The following is a 15,551-nucleotide window of genomic DNA, read 5'->3' as shown; positions in this document are numbered from 1 at the left end:
GGTGCCGCCGGCGACGTGGGTGCCGGTGTGCCGATCGGGTGCCCGCAGTTGAGGCAGAACCGGCCCACGCCGAGCTCGGCCCCGCACGCCACGCACCTGTCCACGCAGCCACGATAGGGGCTCCGCCACGACCGCGCGGGGGAAGCGGCATCCGCGCCGGCTCACACGGCGATGTGCGCGACCTCGCCCTCGACCGGGCGCCGCGGCGCGAGCTCGACCGTCAGCATCGCGACGAGCACCATCGCGCCGCCGAGCAGCAGCCGCGTGGTGAGGTCCTCGCCGCCCAGCCAGACGGCGAAGAAGGAGGCGAACACCGGCTCCATGCTCATGATGATCGCGCTCCGGGTGGGCGTCAGGTGCGCCTGCGCCCAGGTCTGTCCGAGCAGTCCGAGGGCACCGACGACGACGGCCATGTAGGCCACGGACGCCCAGTCGCCGGCCCGGTCGGGCAGGACGATCCCGTCGTGCGCGGTCGCCAGGGTGCAGACGACGGCGATCACGATGATCTGCAGGATGGTCATCCCGACGGCGTCCTGGGCGGTCGACCACGCCCCGAGCCCGACGATGTGCAGCGCGTAGAGGACGGCGGAGGTCAGCGTGACGAGCTCGCCGTAGCCGATGCTGAAGCCGTCGAGCGCGAGCACGGCGAGCCCGGCCGTGGCCAGGGTGACCGCGACCCAGGTCACCGGCGGGATCCGGGTACGGAGGATCGCGGCGGCCAGGAGCGGCGTGCAGACGACGTACAGCCCGGTGACGAAGCCGCTGACGCTGGCCGGCGTGTGCGCCAGCCCGGCGGTCTGGAGGATCTGCGCCACCCCGTAGAGCGCGCCGAGGACCACCGCGTGCCGCCGCACCACCGGGGAGAGCCGGCCGAGCGCCCGCGGCGCCACCGCCACGAGCACGAGCGCGGCGATGCCGAACCGGACGGCCAGGAAGTCCAGCGTCGGCACGCGGTCGAGCAGGTCCTTGATCATGAAGAACGTCGACCCCCAGCACGCGGCCAGCGCGAGGAGGGCGGCGGACGCGAGCAGGGTCGTACGCCGGGTCTGCTCGCTGTGCACGGACGAAGGCTAGGACCTCAGATGAGGAACAGCGTGATCGTCGAGCCCTTCGCGACCTGCTCGCCCTGGCCCGGGTCCGAGCTGAAGACGAAGCCCAGTCCGAGGTAGTTCTCGGCCTCCTCGGTGCGGACCTCGAAGCCGAGGCCCTGGAGCAGGTCGGTGGCGGCCTCGACGCCCATGGCGCGCACCCGCGGCACCTCCACGAGCTCGGGGCCGAGCGAGACCACGAACGACACGGTGTCGCCGCGGAAGAGCGTGGTGCCGGCAGGGGGGTCCTGCGAGATGATCGCGCCCTCGGGGACGCTGTCGCTGTGCTCCTCGCCGGACACCGTCACGTCGAGGCGCCGCCCGAGTGCCGCCTCGGCGGCGTCGTAGGACCGGCCCGTCCAGTCCTCGACCTCGATGGGCCGGCGGCCCTTGCTGAGCACGAGGTCGATGCTGGCGCCCGGCTTGAGCGTGGTGCCGGCCGCGGGCCGGGAACGGATGACCTGCCCCTCCGGCACCGTCTCGCTCCAGCGACCGGTGCTCTCGCCGAACGCGAGGTTGGTCGCGGCGAGCGAGTCCTGCGCCTGGTCCTCCGTCTGCCCGCGCAGCTGCGGGACGTCGTAGCGCTCGGGCCCCAGGGAGAGCGTCAGCGTGACGGTGCCGCCGTCGAGCACATTGTCGCCTGGGCCGGGGTCGGTCCCGATGACGAGGCCGGGGGCCACGTTCTCCGAGTACGCCGGCTCGCCCGCCTCGGCCTGCAGGCCGGCGTCCTCCAGCGCGGCGTTCGCGGCGGACTCGTCCAGCCCCAGCACGGCGGGCGTGGTCGTGTAGCGCTCCCACCCGAACCAGTAGGCGCCGAGCCCGATGCCGGCGGCGAGCAGGACGGCCAGCACCAGCGCGACGGGTCCGCGGCGGGAACGTCGTCGCGCGGTCGTCGTCACCGGCGCCGCGGGCGTCGGCGTCCGGCCGGCCCCCGCACGCTCGCGGGCAGGGGTTGCGGGCGGAGCGGCCGGGGGGAGGGTCGTGCGCATCGGCTCGGTCACCGGACCGCCGACGGGCGCTGCGGCCGCGGGATGGCGTTCCAGCGCCGTCGTCCGGTCGGGACTGCCGTCGTCGACCAGGCCCGAGTCGCGGGGGTCGACCTCGGTCAGCAGCGCCAGCGCCCCGGCGTCGAAGGGCTCGGGGGTCGTGTCCTCGGCGGTCGCGTGCTCGGCCTCCTGCGCCACCGGCGCACGCCGGGGGAGCAGGTCGGCGGCCAGCTCCGGGTCGGACGCGAGGCCCTCGCGCAGTGCCTGCTGGACGCGGTGGAGGTGGTGCAACAGGACGGTGGCGTCGGCGGGACGCTGGTCGCGGTCGCGCGAGGTGGCGCGGGCGACGAGGGCGTCGACGTAGTCGGGGATGCCGGGCTCGAGGAGCGAGGGCATCGGCACGTCGTGGTGCACGTGGCGGTAGGCCACCTGGATCGGCGACTCGCCCTCGTGCGGCTTCGCGCCGGTCAGCAGCTCGTAGAGCACGACGCCTGCGGCGTACACGTCGGCGCGTGCGTCGGCCCGGCCGTCGACGACGAGCTCGGGGGCGAGGTAGGAGACGGTGCCGATGAGCACGCCGCCCGTCGCGGTGTGCTGGGTGTCGGCGCTGACCGCCTTGGCGAGACCGAAGTCGGCGACCTTCACCCGGCCGCCGTGGGCCTCGTCGGCGATGAGCACGTTCTCCGGCTTGACGTCGCGGTGCACCAGGCCGGCCCGGTGGGCCGCGGCCAGCGCCGAGACGACCGGCTCGAGCAGGGCCACGGCCCGCCCCGGGGGCATCGGCGACTCCTTGCGGACGACGTCGCGCAGCGTGTGGCCCGGGACGTGCTCCATCACGAGGAAGACGGTGTCGGTGCCGTCCGAGGTGTCGTCGCCTTGGTCGTACACCCCGACGACGTGGGGGTGGTTCAACCGGGCCGCCGCGCGGGCCTCGCGCACGAACCGCTGCGCGAAGTCCTGGTCGTCACCGAGACCCGGATGCATCACCTTGACGGCGACGGTGCGGTCGAGCCGGGTGTCGGTGGCCTCGTAGACGCTCGCCATGCCACCGCGCGCCACGCGGGCGAGGATCCGGTAGCGCCGATCGAGCAGCCGCCCGATCATGGGGTCGCCGGCAGCCCCTGACACGGCTGCGCGGGCGTGCTCGGGTGGCTCCACTGATCGACCTCCGTGCCGGACGGGGAACGAGCGGGGAAGGGTCCGGCCCGATCATCGTACGGAAGCAGCGCCGGCAGCCACGCTCAGGCGGCGCCCCGGCGTGGCGCCGGGTGAGCCCCAGCCCCGGCCCGGCGGCGCCGGTCAGCAGGCGCCGTTGAAGGTGCTGAGCTCGAGCTGGGGGGCCTTGATGGACCGCTCGTTGGGGGCGCGCATCGTCCAGTAGCGCATCCAGTCCATCTGCATCCGCGCCGGGTCCATGGTCGCGCCGTCCTTGGCGCGCAGCTCGAACTTCAGCTGCCGCGGCACGGGGTCGAGCGCCGCCTTGCGACGCTCGGTGTGGATGACGTGCGCGTCGACGAACCAGGAGACGTGGTCCTTCGCCACCTCCACGGCGTAGGTGTGCCACCGGTCGTTGCGGAGGTGGCGGCCGAGGAACCCGCGGTAGGAGCGGTCGGGCAGCGTGTGGACGTAGGACTTCACGGTGTTCGTGCCGAGGGTGAAGTTCTCGATGCCGATGTCGCGGCCGCCGCAGTGCTGGTCGCGGGTGCCCCCGGGGACGAGCTCGGTGACCACCTTGAACGGCTTGCCGCCCTCGACGCGGGACATCGTCCGTGCGCGCATCCGGATCTCCCAGCGGCCGTAGGTGTGGCCGGGCAGGTCCAGGGTGGCCGACACGCTGCCGCGCTTGGTGCTCATCAGCGTGAGCATGCCGTTCTGCGTGCGGACGACGCCGCGGCCGCGCTTCTTCCAGTACGCCGGCTTGGGGCCGATGAACTCCTGGCGAAACACCCCGTGCTGGTACCAGCCGAAGGTGTTGCCGGCGTGGACGGGGCCGGGAGCGCCGTCGTAGTGGTCGGCCGCCGCCGGGGCGACCACAGGCGAGAGCGTGAAGGCCATGAGGCCCACCAGGGCCGCGGCGAGGACGGACTTGAGGGGGTGCATCCAGGACACGCTACGGACCGGCCGCCGGGCCGACAACTCCGGCGGCGTGCGCGGGGACCGGCTCGACTCCCGGTGCCACCGCCCCCTCACCTAGGCTGCGGCCATGAGTGACGTCCCCCTTGCCGAGCGCGACCTCACCGCCCTCGTCCCCGAGTGGCTCGACTGGAACCAGGCCGCCGAGCGCCTCGGCGTGACGCCGGGCAAGGTGCGCACGATGATCCGCGACCACGAGCTCGCGGCAGCCGTCCCGGTGCCCGGCGGCGGCCCCAAGGTGCCCGCCGACTTCATCCAGGACGGCGTGGTGGTCAAGGGACTGCCCGGCCTGCTGACGCTGCTGCACGACCACCGGTTCGACGACCGCGAGTGCATCGCGTGGCTGTTCACCGACGACGACCTGCCGGGCCGTCCCATCGACGCGCTGCGCGAGAACCGCGGCAGCGAGGTCAAGCGCCGCGCCCAGGTGCTGGAGTACTGATGGCCGCCGCGGCGACGACCGGTCGCCAGCGCTACCGGCTGCTGGTGCTCCTCGCCGCGGCGGTCATCCTGCTGGCCTGGTTCTTCGTCCCGGTGGACCAGGACGACCCCCAGCCGAGCGGGGGCGGGGGCACGACGTCCGACTGGACGTCCGCGCCCTCGGACGAGCCCAGCCGGACCCGCACGCCGGTGCGGCAGGACACCGACCCCGCCAGCGGGCTGCCGCTCGTCGACCTCGCCGACCTGCCCCCCGAGGCCGCGGAGACCGTCGACCTCATCGACGCCGGTGGACCCTTCCCGGAGCCCGATCACGACGGCGGCACCTTCTACAACCGCGAGGCCCTGCTCCCCGACCGGCCGTCCGGCTACTACCGGGAGTACACGGTGCCCACCCCGGGCTCCGACGACCGGGGCGCCCGGCGGATCGTCGCCGGGGCGGGCGGCGAGCTGTACTGGACCGACGACCACTACAGCTCGTTCTCGCGCATCGCGGGGGAGCCGTGAGCGGACTGGCGGCCGTCCTGGCGGGTCGCGAGGCACCGGGCATCCACCTGTGGCACGGCGCCTTCGACGTGGCCGACGTACGCCACGCCGTGGAGCACGCCGGGTGGGCGTTCGGGTACGTCGACGGCTGGACGCGAGCCGGCAGCAAGCCGGCGTTCCTCGCAGCGGTGGGCGAGGCGCTGGACTTCCCGGCCTGGTACGGCCGGAACTTCGACGCGCTCGCCGACTGCCTCCACGACATCGGCAGCGGCCGGGACGGGGTGGTCCTGCTGTGGGACGGCTGGGCCACCCTCGCCCGCGAGGACGAGCGGTCCTTCAGCATCGCGCTCAGCGTGCTCGGCTCACGGGTCAACGACGAGCGGGGCGTGCCCTTCACGGTGCTGCTGCGCGGGGAGGGTCCCACGGTGCCGGGCCTCACCAGCCTCGACTGAGCGGTGCCTCGCCGCGCTCCGCCGCGGCGTGTCCCAGGGCGGTGGGTCCCACGGCGGTGTCCCGGCTCAGACGGTCCGCTGCGTCGCTGCGGCCGCCAGCTCGACGAGCACGTCGCGCGCCCGGTCGTCGACGTCGGCCGCGCGCAGTGAGTCCACGGCCCGGTCGGTGAGCCGGCCGATGACGTCCTCGACCTGCGCCCGGGCGCCGGAGTCCTCGATGATGCCGCGCAGCTCGTCGACGTCGGCCGGACCCAGCGGCGTGCCGAGGGCCTCGTCGAGGCGGCGGGCGGCGGCCGGCGGTGCGGCGTCGAGCGCCAGCGCCACGAGCACCGTGCGCTTGCCCTCGACCAGGTCGTCGCCGGCCGGCTTGCCGGTCTCGTCGGGGTCGCCGAAGACCCCCAGCAGGTCGTCGCGCAGCTGGAAGGCCTCGCCCAGCGGCAGCCCGAAGCGCCGCAGCTGCTCGACCTGCACCGGCGTCGCCCCCGCGAGGCGTGCGCCGATGTGGAGCGGGCGCTCGATGGAGTACTTCGCGGACTTGTAGCGCAGCACCGTCATCGCGGTGTCGACGTCGGCGCGGCCGCGGGCCTGCACCGACACGTCGAGGAACTGCCCGGCGATCACCTCGCTGCGGCACTGCTCGAAGATCGCCAGGCCGGAGGCGACCTGCTCGACGCCGAAGCCGCTGGTGCGCAGGAGGTCCCCGGACCAGCCGAGCAGCAGGTCGCCGAGCAGGATCGCGGCGGCAGCGCCGTACTGCTCGGGGTCGCCGCGCCACCCGGCGCCGCGGTGCTCGGCCTCGAACGCCCGGTGCGTCGCCGGGCGACCGCGCCGGGTGTCGGAGGCGTCCATCAGGTCGTCGTGCACCAGGGCGCTGGCGTGCAGGACCTCCAGCGACGCGCACGCGCGGGCCAGCGCCGCCCAGGAGGAGGCGTCGGACCCCTCGGGGCGCACGGCGCGGTAGCCCCAGTGGCAGAAGGCCGCGCGGAAGCGCTTGCCCCCGCGCAGCGCCGTACGCGCCTCCGTGACGAGCCGCGCGGCGTCGGGCCCGAGCGGGCGCAGCTCGTCCGCGCGCTCGTCGAGGAACGCGTCGAGCACCTGCTGGACCCGGTCGCGGAAGTCGGCGGGGTCCCAGGTCGTCACGCGGGGCAGCCTAGCCAGTGGGACGGGCCGCGCAGCCACGGCGGTGCTCCGTAGGCTGGCGGCCATGACGACCGGACGCGGGCTGAGCATGCGCGAGCTCCTCGAGCGGGGGGAACGGTCCTTCTCCTTCGAGTTCTTCCCGCCCAAGGACGAGGCAGGCGAGGAGCAGCTCTGGCAGGCCATCACCGAGCTCGAGCCCTACCGGCCGACGTTCGTGTCGGTGACCTACGGCGCGGGAGGCACGACCCGGGACCGCACGGTCGCGATCACCGAGCGCATCGCCCGTGAGACCACCCTCCTGCCGGTCGCGCACCTCACGTGCGTCGGCCACACCACCGACGAGCTCTCCGCGATCCTCGACGACCTCAGCCAGGCGGGCGTGCGGCACGTGATGGCGTTGCGCGGCGACCCGCCGGGCGGGCCCGGGGCCGCCTGGACCCCCACCGCCGGTGGGCTCACCTACGCCAACGAGCTGGTCGCGCTGATCCGCCGGCGCGCGGACATGCGGATCGGCGTCGCGGCGTTCCCCGAGGGTCACGTCGACGCCACCGACCTCGACCACGACGCCCGGGTCCTCAAGGCCAAGTACGACGCGGGCGCCGAGTTCGCGGTCACCGAGATGGTGCTGCGCGCCTCCGACTACGTCGCGCTCGTCGAGCGGGCCGAGGCCGTCGGTGCGGACCTCCCGATCATCCCGGGCATCATGCCGATCCTGAACCTGCGCTCGATGGAGCGCATGGTGGAGCTCTCCCGGCGCCGGCTGCCCGAGGAGGTCACGGCACGTCTCGAGCCGCACGCCGACGACCCGCAGCGGCTGCGCGCCGAGGGCATCGCCATCGCGACCGAGCTGTGCCGCGCGCTGCTCGACGCCGGGGCGCCCGGGCTGCACTTCTACACGCTCAACCGGTCGAAGGCGACGCGTGAGATCTTCGCCAACCTGCGCATCACCGTCTGACCGGTCGTCCCACGGCGACCACCGGTGGCGGCCCGCGGCGACGGGTGGGGAGCGCACCTACCGACGTGCGGCGCGTCCGACCAGGTCGGCCACCAGCGCGGCGCTGAGGCCCGCGAACGGCAGGCCGGAGCCGGTGGTCGCATGGGCCCCCGCGGCGAGCACGCCACCCACGGGCGTGCGCGGACCGAGCCGGCTGCGGGCCGTGCGAGGGCCCTGCCAGAGCACCCCGTGCGGTGAGCCACCCCACTCCTCGACGAGCTCGCGGGGCGACCGGTCGACGCGCGTGACGACCCGGCTGCGCACGTCGAGCCCGTGCCGCGCGAGCGCCGTCAGCACGTCCTCGGCGATGCGGCCACGCGCCAGCACGGTCCAGGCCGCGCCGCCGGCCGGCGCGCGCCCTCCGGTGCGCACGACCAGGAGCGGGTCCCCGTGGAGCACCACCTCGTGCGGCAGGTCGGGCACCTCGCCCTCGAGCCCGACGTGGCACACCACCGGCGGCAGGGCGGGCATGGTGCGACGGACGTGGGGTGCCAGGGTCGGCAGGCGACGCGGGTCGATCGCCACCACGACCTGGTCGGCGTCCACCGCACCGCTCTCGGTCTGCACCGCCGCCACCTGGCCGCCGCGGACCACGAGGTCGGTGGCGGCCGTGCCGGTCAGCGTCGTCACCCCGCGCAGGGACAGCCGCTCGGCCATCGCGACGCCGAGCGCGGCGAGCCCGCCGGGGACCGTCCAGCAGCCGAAGCGCTGCTCGAGGTAGATTTCGACGCCGGCGAGGACCGGCACCTCGCGCAGGTCGTGGCCGTCCATGACCAGCCGGTGCCCGGCGACCAGCCGCAACCGCTCGTCGCGCAGGGCCCGGCGCAGCCGCCTGTGCAGCGACTCCCGGCGGCCGAGCAGCGCGACGAGCTCCCGGGGAGCGACGTCGTCGTCGAAGGGCCGCTCGAACCACTCCTTGCGCAGCAGCTCCCAGGTGTCGCCGTACGACGCGACGTGGTCCACCCACTGGCGGCCGAGCCCCGCGCCCAGGGTGTCGAACGCCTCGAGCTGGGCGGCTCGGGAGCCACCGGGCAGTCGGAGCACCGAGCCGTCGGCGAAGCGGTGCTCGCGCACGGGGTCGAGCGGACGGAGGTCGATCTCACGCTCGAGCGGCCGGCCGGACTTCCGGAACAGGTCGCGCACGACCGCGGGGAGCAGCGTGCTGGTCGGGCCGGCGTCCCAGGCGAAGCCGTCCTGCTCGACGGTCGACAGGGCGCCGCCCAGACGGTCGGAGCGCTCGAGGAGCGTCACGTCGTGCCCGAGCCGGGCCAGCCGGGCCGCCGCGGCCATCCCGCCGAACCCGCCGCCGACCACCACCACACGCGCCACGGAGGAACCCTAGGCGACTTGTCGGGCCGGCTCCCTCCGCCACCGCCGCCAGCCCCGGCGGACCAGCCGCCCGACCAGGAGCAGCACGACGAGGCCGAGCAGCAGGAGGACTCCCGCCACCGCGGCGGCCGCCTGGGGGTGCTCGAGGGAGAACCAGACCACGCCGAGCACCACCGCGTCCTCGGTGAGGCTGGCCAGCACGTTGGACGCCGGCTCCGGCGAGGCGTTGATCGCCAGGCGGCCGCCGGCCTTCGCGAGGTGGCTCAGCAGGGCGGTGCCGCCGCCGACGACGCCGAGCACGGCCTGGTCGAGCGACGAGGCGTCACCGGCGAGGAGGACCCCGATGACCGCGCCCGCCGTGGGCCGGATCGCCGTGGAGACCGCGTCCCACGTCGAGTCGACGTAGGGGATCTTGTCGGCGACGAACTCCATGGCGTAGAGGAAGCCGGCCGCCGCCAGGACGTCCCACCGGCCCAGCACGTCGGGGATGTCGGCGAACGGGCCCAGCCGGTCCGCGATGCCGAGCACGAGCACCACCAGGTAGGCGTTGACCCCGCTCGCCCAGCCGCTCGAGAAGGTCAGTGCCAGCGCGTCCATCGGTCCACCTCGCCCCACTCCCTCGCGTGCGTCGTCAGTCGACCTGCACCTCGACCGCGCCGGTCATCCGCACGAGCTCGTCGTAGGTGGTGGAGAACACCGCCGCCGGGTGCCCGGCGGCGGCCCACACCACCTCGTGCCAGCGCAGCCACGGGTCGATCCACGTGCGGATCGGGGCGGGGTGGTCGAGGGGGGAGACGCCACCGATCACCTGCCCCGTGTGCCGGCGCACGAAGTCGGGGTCGGCGCGCCTGAGCCGGGCCACGCCGATGCGCTCGGCGACGGCCGACGTGTCGACGCGGTGGGCGCCGGAGGTCAGGATCAGGACAGGCTCGCCGTCGGCGTCGAAGAGCAGGCTGTTGGCGATGGCGCCGACCTCGCACCCGAGCGCCGCCGCGGCGAGTGCCGCTGTGTGCGCGCTGTCGGGCAGGATGACCACATCACCCGTGCCGCCGCGCCGGGCGAGGTCGCCTCGAAATGAGGTGATGGACGCGTGCTCCGTCGACATGATGCGAGCGTAGCGACGAACGACGACGAGTCTCAGGGGGATTCCAGATGGCGCGTGACCTGCCCGGGTCGGTGGTCAACAGCATGCGGGTGCTGGTCCTGATCGTGGCGACCGCGGCGGTGATCACGCTGCTGACTTGGCTCATGCGCGACGAGGTGATCCTCGGCTGGGCCGAGGGCAACCCGTCGGCCCAGGAGCTCCTCGCCCAGGGCGGCATCGAGCTGCTGCGGGACAGCCCGATCGTGCCCGGGTTCGTCGCGCTGTCGGTGGTGGCCTTCGTCGGCTTCGCCGCTCTCGTGCTGGTGCTCGGCTCGTTCTTCGTCGGCGGGCACGCCTGGACCCGGCCCGTGCTCACCGCCACGGCCGGCGTCGGGGTGCTGGTCGGCGTGGTGTGCCTGGACTCCCACCTCCCGTCGATCTTCGTCGTGCTCTCGGCGCTGGTGATCGTCGAGGGTCTCGTGCTCTCGTTCTTCCTCTGGCGGCGCGAGACCACGGACTACCTGCGACGGCACTGAGCGCCGGCGACAGGCGCCTCCTCGCGCGGCCTCCTCGCGCGCCCGTCTCGTCAGCCCGCCGTCGGCCCGCCCCCACGGCGGCCTTGACGCGGTGTCGGTCGCGGGTAGTACCGTTCTCGGTGTTCGAACAGAGGTTCGATGCGACCCGGCGGCGGTGACCTCGACCCCCCCGCCGCCGGGTCGGCCCCGGGGTCGACGACTGTGCGAGGAGGCGCGATGAGGCAGTACGACGACCCCGTCGAGGTGCGACGTGGCGAGGCGGAGGACCCCGACCAGTTCCTGTGGCGGGGCCGGCTGTGGAAGGTGCGGGCCGTGGTCGCCCACTGGGTGGAGACCGGGCCGTGGTGGCAGGGGCGTCCCGAGGACCAGGGCGGCGGACCGGTCGCCGACCTCGTGGCCGAGCGCGAGCTGTGGCGGGTGGAGGCGGGCCGCGGCCTGCGCGCCGGCCAGGAGCAGGAGTCCTACGGCGTGTTCGACCTCTCCTTCGACTGGTCCGACGGGCGCTGGCAGCTCGTCGGCTGCCTGGACTGAGGGCGGTCGCCATGACCTCGTCGCGCAGTCCGCACCCCGCACCCCGTCCCGCGTCCCACCCTCCGTCCCACCCTCCGTCCCACCCGCACCTGCTCCCGGCCACCGCCCACTCCTACCTCCAGCGGTCGGCGACCTCGTTGCAGGAGTCCATCACCGCGCGCGACGTGCCGACCCGCTACGCCTGTGCCCACGTCGCCGCCCTGTGCGCGGCCGCCGCGCTGCTGGCGGCGCGGGCGCGCCCGGCGCCACGCGCGCGTCGGCAGAAGAACGCCTGGGTCCTGCTCGCCGAGGTCGCGCCGGAGCTCTCCGAGTGGGCGACGTTCTTCGCCGCGGGTGCCGCGAAGCGGGCTGCGGCCGAGGCGGGCTCGACCCGCGCGGTGACCGAGCGCGAGGCCGACGACCTCGTGCGCGACGCCGACCGGTTCCTGGCCGTGGTCGAGCAGGCGTTGGGCCTCGTCCCGCACGCCAGCGTGGCCTGAGGTGCCCGCCGACCCGTTCGTCCACCTGCACGTCGCCTCCGGCTTCTCGATGCAGTACGGCGCGTCCCACCCGCACGTCCTGGTGCAGCGCGCTGCCGAGCAGGGGATGGACACCCTCGCCCTCACCGACCGCGACGGCACCTACGGTGCGGTGAAGTTCGCCCGCGCAGCCGACCGGGCGGGCATCCGCCCCGTGCTGGGCGTCGACCTCGCGGTCGCGCCGACGCCCGGTCACGGGCTCCACCACGGTCCCGCGGGCGGTCCCGCGGGCGGTCCCGCGGGCGGTACGGGCCGCCGTCGCGCGCCGACGCGCGGCGGCCCGGCCCGCGACCTGTCGCTCGAGCAGGGCGGCAGTGCGCGGGTGACGTTCCTGGCCAGCGGCAGGTCCGGCTGGGCGGCGCTGTGCCGGATGGTCTCGGCCGTGCACCTCGCGGGGGAGCGCGGACGCCCTGTCGCCACCCTCGACGTGCTGGCTCCCCACCTGGCCGGGGGCGACGTGCTGGTGCTGCTCGGTCCGTCGTCGGAGGTCGGCGCGGCCGCCACCCGGCGCCGCGACGACCTCGCCGTGGCGGCGCTCGCGCCCTGGCGCGAGGTCGTGCCCGCGGAGAGCCTGCTCGTCGAGCTGGTCTCGCACCGTCTCGGCGCCCGGTACGGCGACTGGGGCCCGGGCACCTCCCCGCACGCCGCCCGGATGGCCGGCATCGCCCGCACCGCCGGGCTCGGCACGGTGCTGACCAACGTCGTGCGCTACGCCGACCGCCTCGACGCCCCGACGATCGACGTCCTCGACGCCGCGCGGCGGCTGGTCCCACTCGGTTCGGCGGGCCTGCGCGACATCGGCCCGGGCACGAGCCGCGGCAACGCCGAGGGCTTCCTCAAGTCCGGCAAGCAGATGCACGAGGTCGCCGAGGAGATCTGCCGGCTCGCCGGGACGGTCGGCAGCGAGCAGGCGGCGCGACGGCTGCTCGCACGCACCCGCGCCGTCGCCGACCGGTGCGCGCTGGACCCGAGGGCCGACCTCGGCATCGGCGAGGTGCACTTCCCCGAGCTCGACCTGTCCGACCCCTCGGCGCCGTCGGCCGCCGTGGCCCTCCGCCGCAGGTGCGAGGGGGCGATCGGACGGCGCTACGGCGACGCGCCCCGGGCGCGCATCTGGAAACGCCTCGACGACGAGCTCGAGACCATCGAGGTGCTGGGCTACGCTTCCTACTTCCTCACCGTCGCCGACGTCAGCGACCTCATCCGCGACATGGGCGTGCGGCGGGCCGCCCGCGGCTCGGGCGCCGGCAGTCTCGTCAACTACCTGCTCGGCATCTCCGGCGTCGACCCCATCCGCCACGGACTGCTCATGGAGCGGTTCCTCTCGCCGCTGCGAGCCTCGCTGCCCGACATCGACATCGACGTGGAGTCCGCCCGTCGCGAGGACGTCTACCGCGCGATCCTCGACCGGTTCGGCGGCGAGCGCTGCGTGTGCGTCTCGATGATGGACACCTACCGGGTGCGTCACGCGGTGCGCGACGTCGGCGCGGCGCTCGGCATGCCGCCGGGCGAGGTCGACGCCATCGCCAAGGCGTTCCCGCACGTCCGGGCGCGCGACGCCCGCGCGGCCCTGCGCGACCTGCCCGAGCTGCGCGCCAGCGGCCTCGACGACGGTGCGCTCGACCACTTCTTCGGTCTCGTCGAGCGGCTCGACGGCCTGCCCCGCCACATCGCGGTGCACCCCTGCGGCGTGCTGCTCTCCGACGCCACGCTGCTCGACCGCACCCCGGTCGAGGCCTCTTGGGCGGGCTTCCCGATGAGCCAGTTCGACAAGGACGACGTGGAGCAGCTCGGGCTGCTCAAGCTCGACGTCCTCGGGATCCGGATGCAGTCCGCGATGGCCCACGCCGTCGCCGAGGTGGAGCGCGTCGACGGGGTGCGCATCGATCTCGACGACGAGGCCCAGGTGCCCTTCGACGACGCCGCCACCTACGACCTCATCAGCAGCGCCAGGACCCTCGGCGTCTTCCAGATCGAGTCGCCCGGGCAGCGTGAGCTCGTGGGCAAGTCCGGGATCGAGACCTTCGACGACATCATCACCGACATCTCGCTGTTCCGACCGGGGCCGGTCAGGAGCGACATGATCACGCCCTACCTCGAGGTCAAGCACGGGTGGTCGCAGGCCCGCTACCTCCACGACGACCTGCGGCCCGTCCTGAGCGACACCCGGGGGGTGGTGGTGTTCCACGAGCAGGTCATCGAGATCATCGCCCTGTTCGGCGGCACGTCCTACGCCGAGGCCGACGAGAAGCGCCGGTCGCTCGGCGACGTCGACGGCATGGCCGCGACCAGGGCCTGGTTCGTCCCCCGCGCGCTCGGCCGCGGCTACGACCGGCCCGTGGTCGAGCAGGTCTGGGACGTCCTCGCGGCGTTCGCCTCGTTCGGCTTCTGCAAGGCCCATGCCGCCGCGTTCGCCCTCCCGACCTACCAGTCGGCCTGGCTCAAGGCGCACTGGCCTGCCCACTTCCTCGCCGGCGTGCTGACCCACGACCCCGGCATGTACCCCAAGCGCCTGATCCTCGACGACGCACGCCACTTCGGGGTGGGCGTGCTGGGGCTCGACGTCAACTCCAGCGCTGCGACCTACGTCGTGGAGCGCGGGGCGCACGGCGAGGGCCATGCCATCCGGCTCTCGCTCAGCGACGTCAAGGGCATCAGCGAGGCGGAGGTCGCACGCATCGTGCAGGCGCGCGGGGGCGGCCGCTACGCCTCGCTGTCCGACTTCTTCCACCGGGCACGCGTCTCGCGGCCGATCGTCGAGCGACTGGTGCTCGCGGGGGCCTTCGACGGCGTCTACGGCATCGGCGCGGGCGAGCAGTCGGTGCGGCGACGCGGCCGGGTGACGCGGCGCGACCTCCTGCTCCAGGCAGCCGAGCTCGACCTGCACGCCCGCTCGCTCGACCGTGCCGCACGGGCCCGGGGCCGCGGCCCCGCCGGCCGGCACGCGCCGCTGCCGGCCGCCAGCGCCGCCGTGGACGCCGCGGCGCGCAACAGCACCGACCCCGCGGTGCGCGGCGACGCGCCGCCGACCGAGCGGCACGCCCTGGCCGACGGCGGTGTCTGGGCACGCGCCGCCGCGCAGTCGCGCGCCGCCCGTCCGGTGACGGGCCCGGGCTCGGTCCAGCTGACCCTGCGGCTGGGTGACGAGCCGGGGCAGTCGGGTGAGCGTCCGACGGGGTTGCCCGAGATGTCGCCGCACGAACGCATGGCTGCCGAGCTGGAGATCCTCGGCCTCGACGTCAGCCAGCACGCCGTCACGGCCTACGAGCCGTTCCTCGAGGCGCTCGGCGTGACCCGCAGCCGCGACCTGCTGCGCCGACGCAGCCGCGCCGCGCTCCTCGTCGCAGGGGTGAAGGTCGCCACCCAGACCCCGCCGGTCAGGTCCGGGCGCCGGGTCGTGTTCCTGACCCTCGACGACGGCACGGGCCCGGTCGACGCGACGTTCTTCGAGGACGCCCAGGGCACGTGCGCCACGACGGTGTTCTCGTCGTGGCTGCTCCTCGTGCGCGGCGAGCTGCGCCGCACGGGACGGCGCGGCGTCTCGCTACGAGCCACCGGGGCGTGGGAGCTGCCGGCGCTGCACGCCATCTGGCAGCAGGCCCGGACGAGCGAGGAGGGCGTCTCGCTCGTCCGTGCCGAGCTGGCGACGACCCAGCAGCCAGCGGGTGACGCCCCGGCGGTGCGCCGGGTCCGGGTGCACAGCAGCGGCTCCCGGACGTCCCCGTACGCCGACGTCGAGCCCCCCGGCGACGCCCCCCGGGACGTCGCGCGGAAGCTGTCGTACCGCAGCCCCGGGAGCCTCGGATGACATCGCCGAGGACGCGCCGCGCCCAGCC

At 74.7% G+C, this 15,551-nt stretch carries 15 protein-coding genes; 8 read left to right on the top strand and 7 right to left on the bottom strand.

The features are described 5' to 3' along the window. Positions 1 to 161: 161 nt before the first annotated feature. The 3 genes from J3P38_RS01505 to J3P38_RS01495 all read right to left on the bottom strand — a co-directional run bounded on the left by J3P38_RS01505 (position 162) and on the right by J3P38_RS01495 (position 4,174). Positions 162 to 1,061: a DMT family transporter gene (locus J3P38_RS01505; protein ID WP_307807639.1), complete on the bottom strand. Its 900-nt coding sequence runs from the start codon at positions 1,059 to 1,061 to the stop codon at positions 162 to 164. 17 nt (positions 1,062 to 1,078) lie between these two features. Then, positions 1,079 to 3,178, bottom strand: coding sequence for a Stk1 family PASTA domain-containing Ser/Thr kinase (gene pknB, locus J3P38_RS01500; RefSeq protein WP_210438101.1), 2,100 nt, complete (start codon positions 3,176 to 3,178; stop codon positions 1,079 to 1,081). 195 nt (positions 3,179 to 3,373) lie between these two features. After that, positions 3,374 to 4,174 carry a glycoside hydrolase family 16 protein gene (locus J3P38_RS01495; RefSeq protein ID WP_210438099.1) on the bottom strand — a complete coding sequence of 267 codons (801 nt, stop codon included), beginning with the start codon at positions 4,172 to 4,174 and terminating at the stop codon, positions 3,374 to 3,376. Between the two features lie 103 nt (positions 4,175 to 4,277). Here J3P38_RS01495 and J3P38_RS01490 point away from each other — a divergent pair, with 103 nt between their 5' ends. The 3 genes from J3P38_RS01490 to J3P38_RS01480 are packed head-to-tail and all read left to right on the top strand — an operon-like array spanning position 4,278 to position 5,583. Further along, positions 4,278 to 4,649 (top strand): Rv2175c family DNA-binding protein, encoded by a 372-nt coding sequence (locus tag J3P38_RS01490; RefSeq protein WP_210502473.1) that lies wholly within the window; start codon positions 4,278 to 4,280, stop codon positions 4,647 to 4,649. Continuing rightward, the gene (locus J3P38_RS01485) at positions 4,649 to 5,152 is read left to right on the top strand and encodes a ribonuclease domain-containing protein (RefSeq protein WP_210502472.1); all 504 of its coding nucleotides are present in this window, start codon (positions 4,649 to 4,651) and stop codon (positions 5,150 to 5,152) included. Before J3P38_RS01490 ends, J3P38_RS01485 begins: the two co-directional genes overlap by 1 nt. Then, entirely contained in the window at positions 5,149 to 5,583 is a 435-nt protein-coding gene (locus J3P38_RS01480) for a barstar family protein (RefSeq protein WP_210502471.1), read from the top strand. Before J3P38_RS01485 ends, J3P38_RS01480 begins: the two co-directional genes overlap by 4 nt. Positions 5,584 to 5,649: 66 nt before the next feature. Here J3P38_RS01480 and J3P38_RS01475 read toward each other — a convergent pair whose 3' ends face one another. After that, positions 5,650 to 6,723, bottom strand: coding sequence for a polyprenyl synthetase family protein (locus J3P38_RS01475; RefSeq protein WP_307807637.1), 1,074 nt, complete (start codon positions 6,721 to 6,723; stop codon positions 5,650 to 5,652). Positions 6,724 to 6,787: 64 nt separating this feature from the next. Here J3P38_RS01475 and metF point away from each other — a divergent pair, with 64 nt between their 5' ends. Next, on the top strand, positions 6,788 to 7,678 hold the full coding sequence (metF, locus tag J3P38_RS01470) for a methylenetetrahydrofolate reductase [NAD(P)H] (RefSeq protein WP_210502470.1): 891 nt from the start codon (positions 6,788 to 6,790) through the stop codon (positions 7,676 to 7,678). A 57-nt stretch (positions 7,679 to 7,735) separates the two neighbouring features. On the opposite strand, the gene J3P38_RS01465 is transcribed toward metF, so the two are convergent. Genes J3P38_RS01465 through J3P38_RS01455 form a run of 3 tightly spaced genes read right to left on the bottom strand, consistent with a single transcriptional unit; the run spans position 7,736 to position 10,151 of the window. Next, positions 7,736 to 9,046, bottom strand: a complete 1,311-nt coding sequence (locus J3P38_RS01465; protein WP_210438089.1) for a phytoene desaturase family protein — start codon at positions 9,044 to 9,046, stop codon at positions 7,736 to 7,738. Between the two features lie 9 nt (positions 9,047 to 9,055). After that, complete coding sequence (locus tag J3P38_RS01460) at positions 9,056 to 9,643, bottom strand: DUF4126 domain-containing protein (RefSeq protein ID WP_210438087.1); 588 nt, start codon at positions 9,641 to 9,643, stop codon at positions 9,056 to 9,058. Positions 9,644 to 9,677: 34 nt separating this feature from the next. Then, the gene (locus J3P38_RS01455) at positions 9,678 to 10,151 is read right to left on the bottom strand and encodes a YbaK/EbsC family protein (protein WP_210502469.1); all 474 of its coding nucleotides are present in this window, start codon (positions 10,149 to 10,151) and stop codon (positions 9,678 to 9,680) included. Between the two features lie 47 nt (positions 10,152 to 10,198). On the opposite strand from J3P38_RS01455, the gene J3P38_RS01450 reads away from it, so the two are divergent. The 4 genes from J3P38_RS01450 to J3P38_RS01435 all read left to right on the top strand — a co-directional run bounded on the left by J3P38_RS01450 (position 10,199) and on the right by J3P38_RS01435 (position 15,523). After that, the gene (locus J3P38_RS01450) at positions 10,199 to 10,666 is read left to right on the top strand and encodes a hypothetical protein (RefSeq protein WP_210438083.1); all 468 of its coding nucleotides are present in this window, start codon (positions 10,199 to 10,201) and stop codon (positions 10,664 to 10,666) included. A 216-nt stretch (positions 10,667 to 10,882) separates the two neighbouring features. Next, positions 10,883 to 11,197 (top strand): DUF6504 family protein, encoded by a 315-nt coding sequence (locus J3P38_RS01445; RefSeq protein ID WP_210438081.1) that lies wholly within the window; start codon positions 10,883 to 10,885, stop codon positions 11,195 to 11,197. Between the two features lie 11 nt (positions 11,198 to 11,208). Further along, positions 11,209 to 11,676, top strand: coding sequence for an SAV_6107 family HEPN domain-containing protein (locus J3P38_RS01440; RefSeq protein WP_210438079.1), 468 nt, complete (start codon positions 11,209 to 11,211; stop codon positions 11,674 to 11,676). A gap of 1 nt (position 11,677) precedes the next feature. Continuing rightward, positions 11,678 to 15,523 (top strand): DNA polymerase III subunit alpha, encoded by a 3,846-nt coding sequence (locus J3P38_RS01435; protein ID WP_210502468.1) that lies wholly within the window; start codon positions 11,678 to 11,680, stop codon positions 15,521 to 15,523. Positions 15,524 to 15,551: the final 28 nt, after the last annotated feature.

The sequence above is a fragment of the Nocardioides xinjiangensis genome (assembly GCF_017916455.1).
GTDB classification, from domain to species: domain Bacteria; phylum Actinomycetota; class Actinomycetes; order Propionibacteriales; family Nocardioidaceae; genus Nocardioides; species Nocardioides xinjiangensis.
The sequence above is the reverse complement of the archived record's forward strand: the minus strand, read 5'-3'. Positions and strand labels throughout refer to the sequence as shown.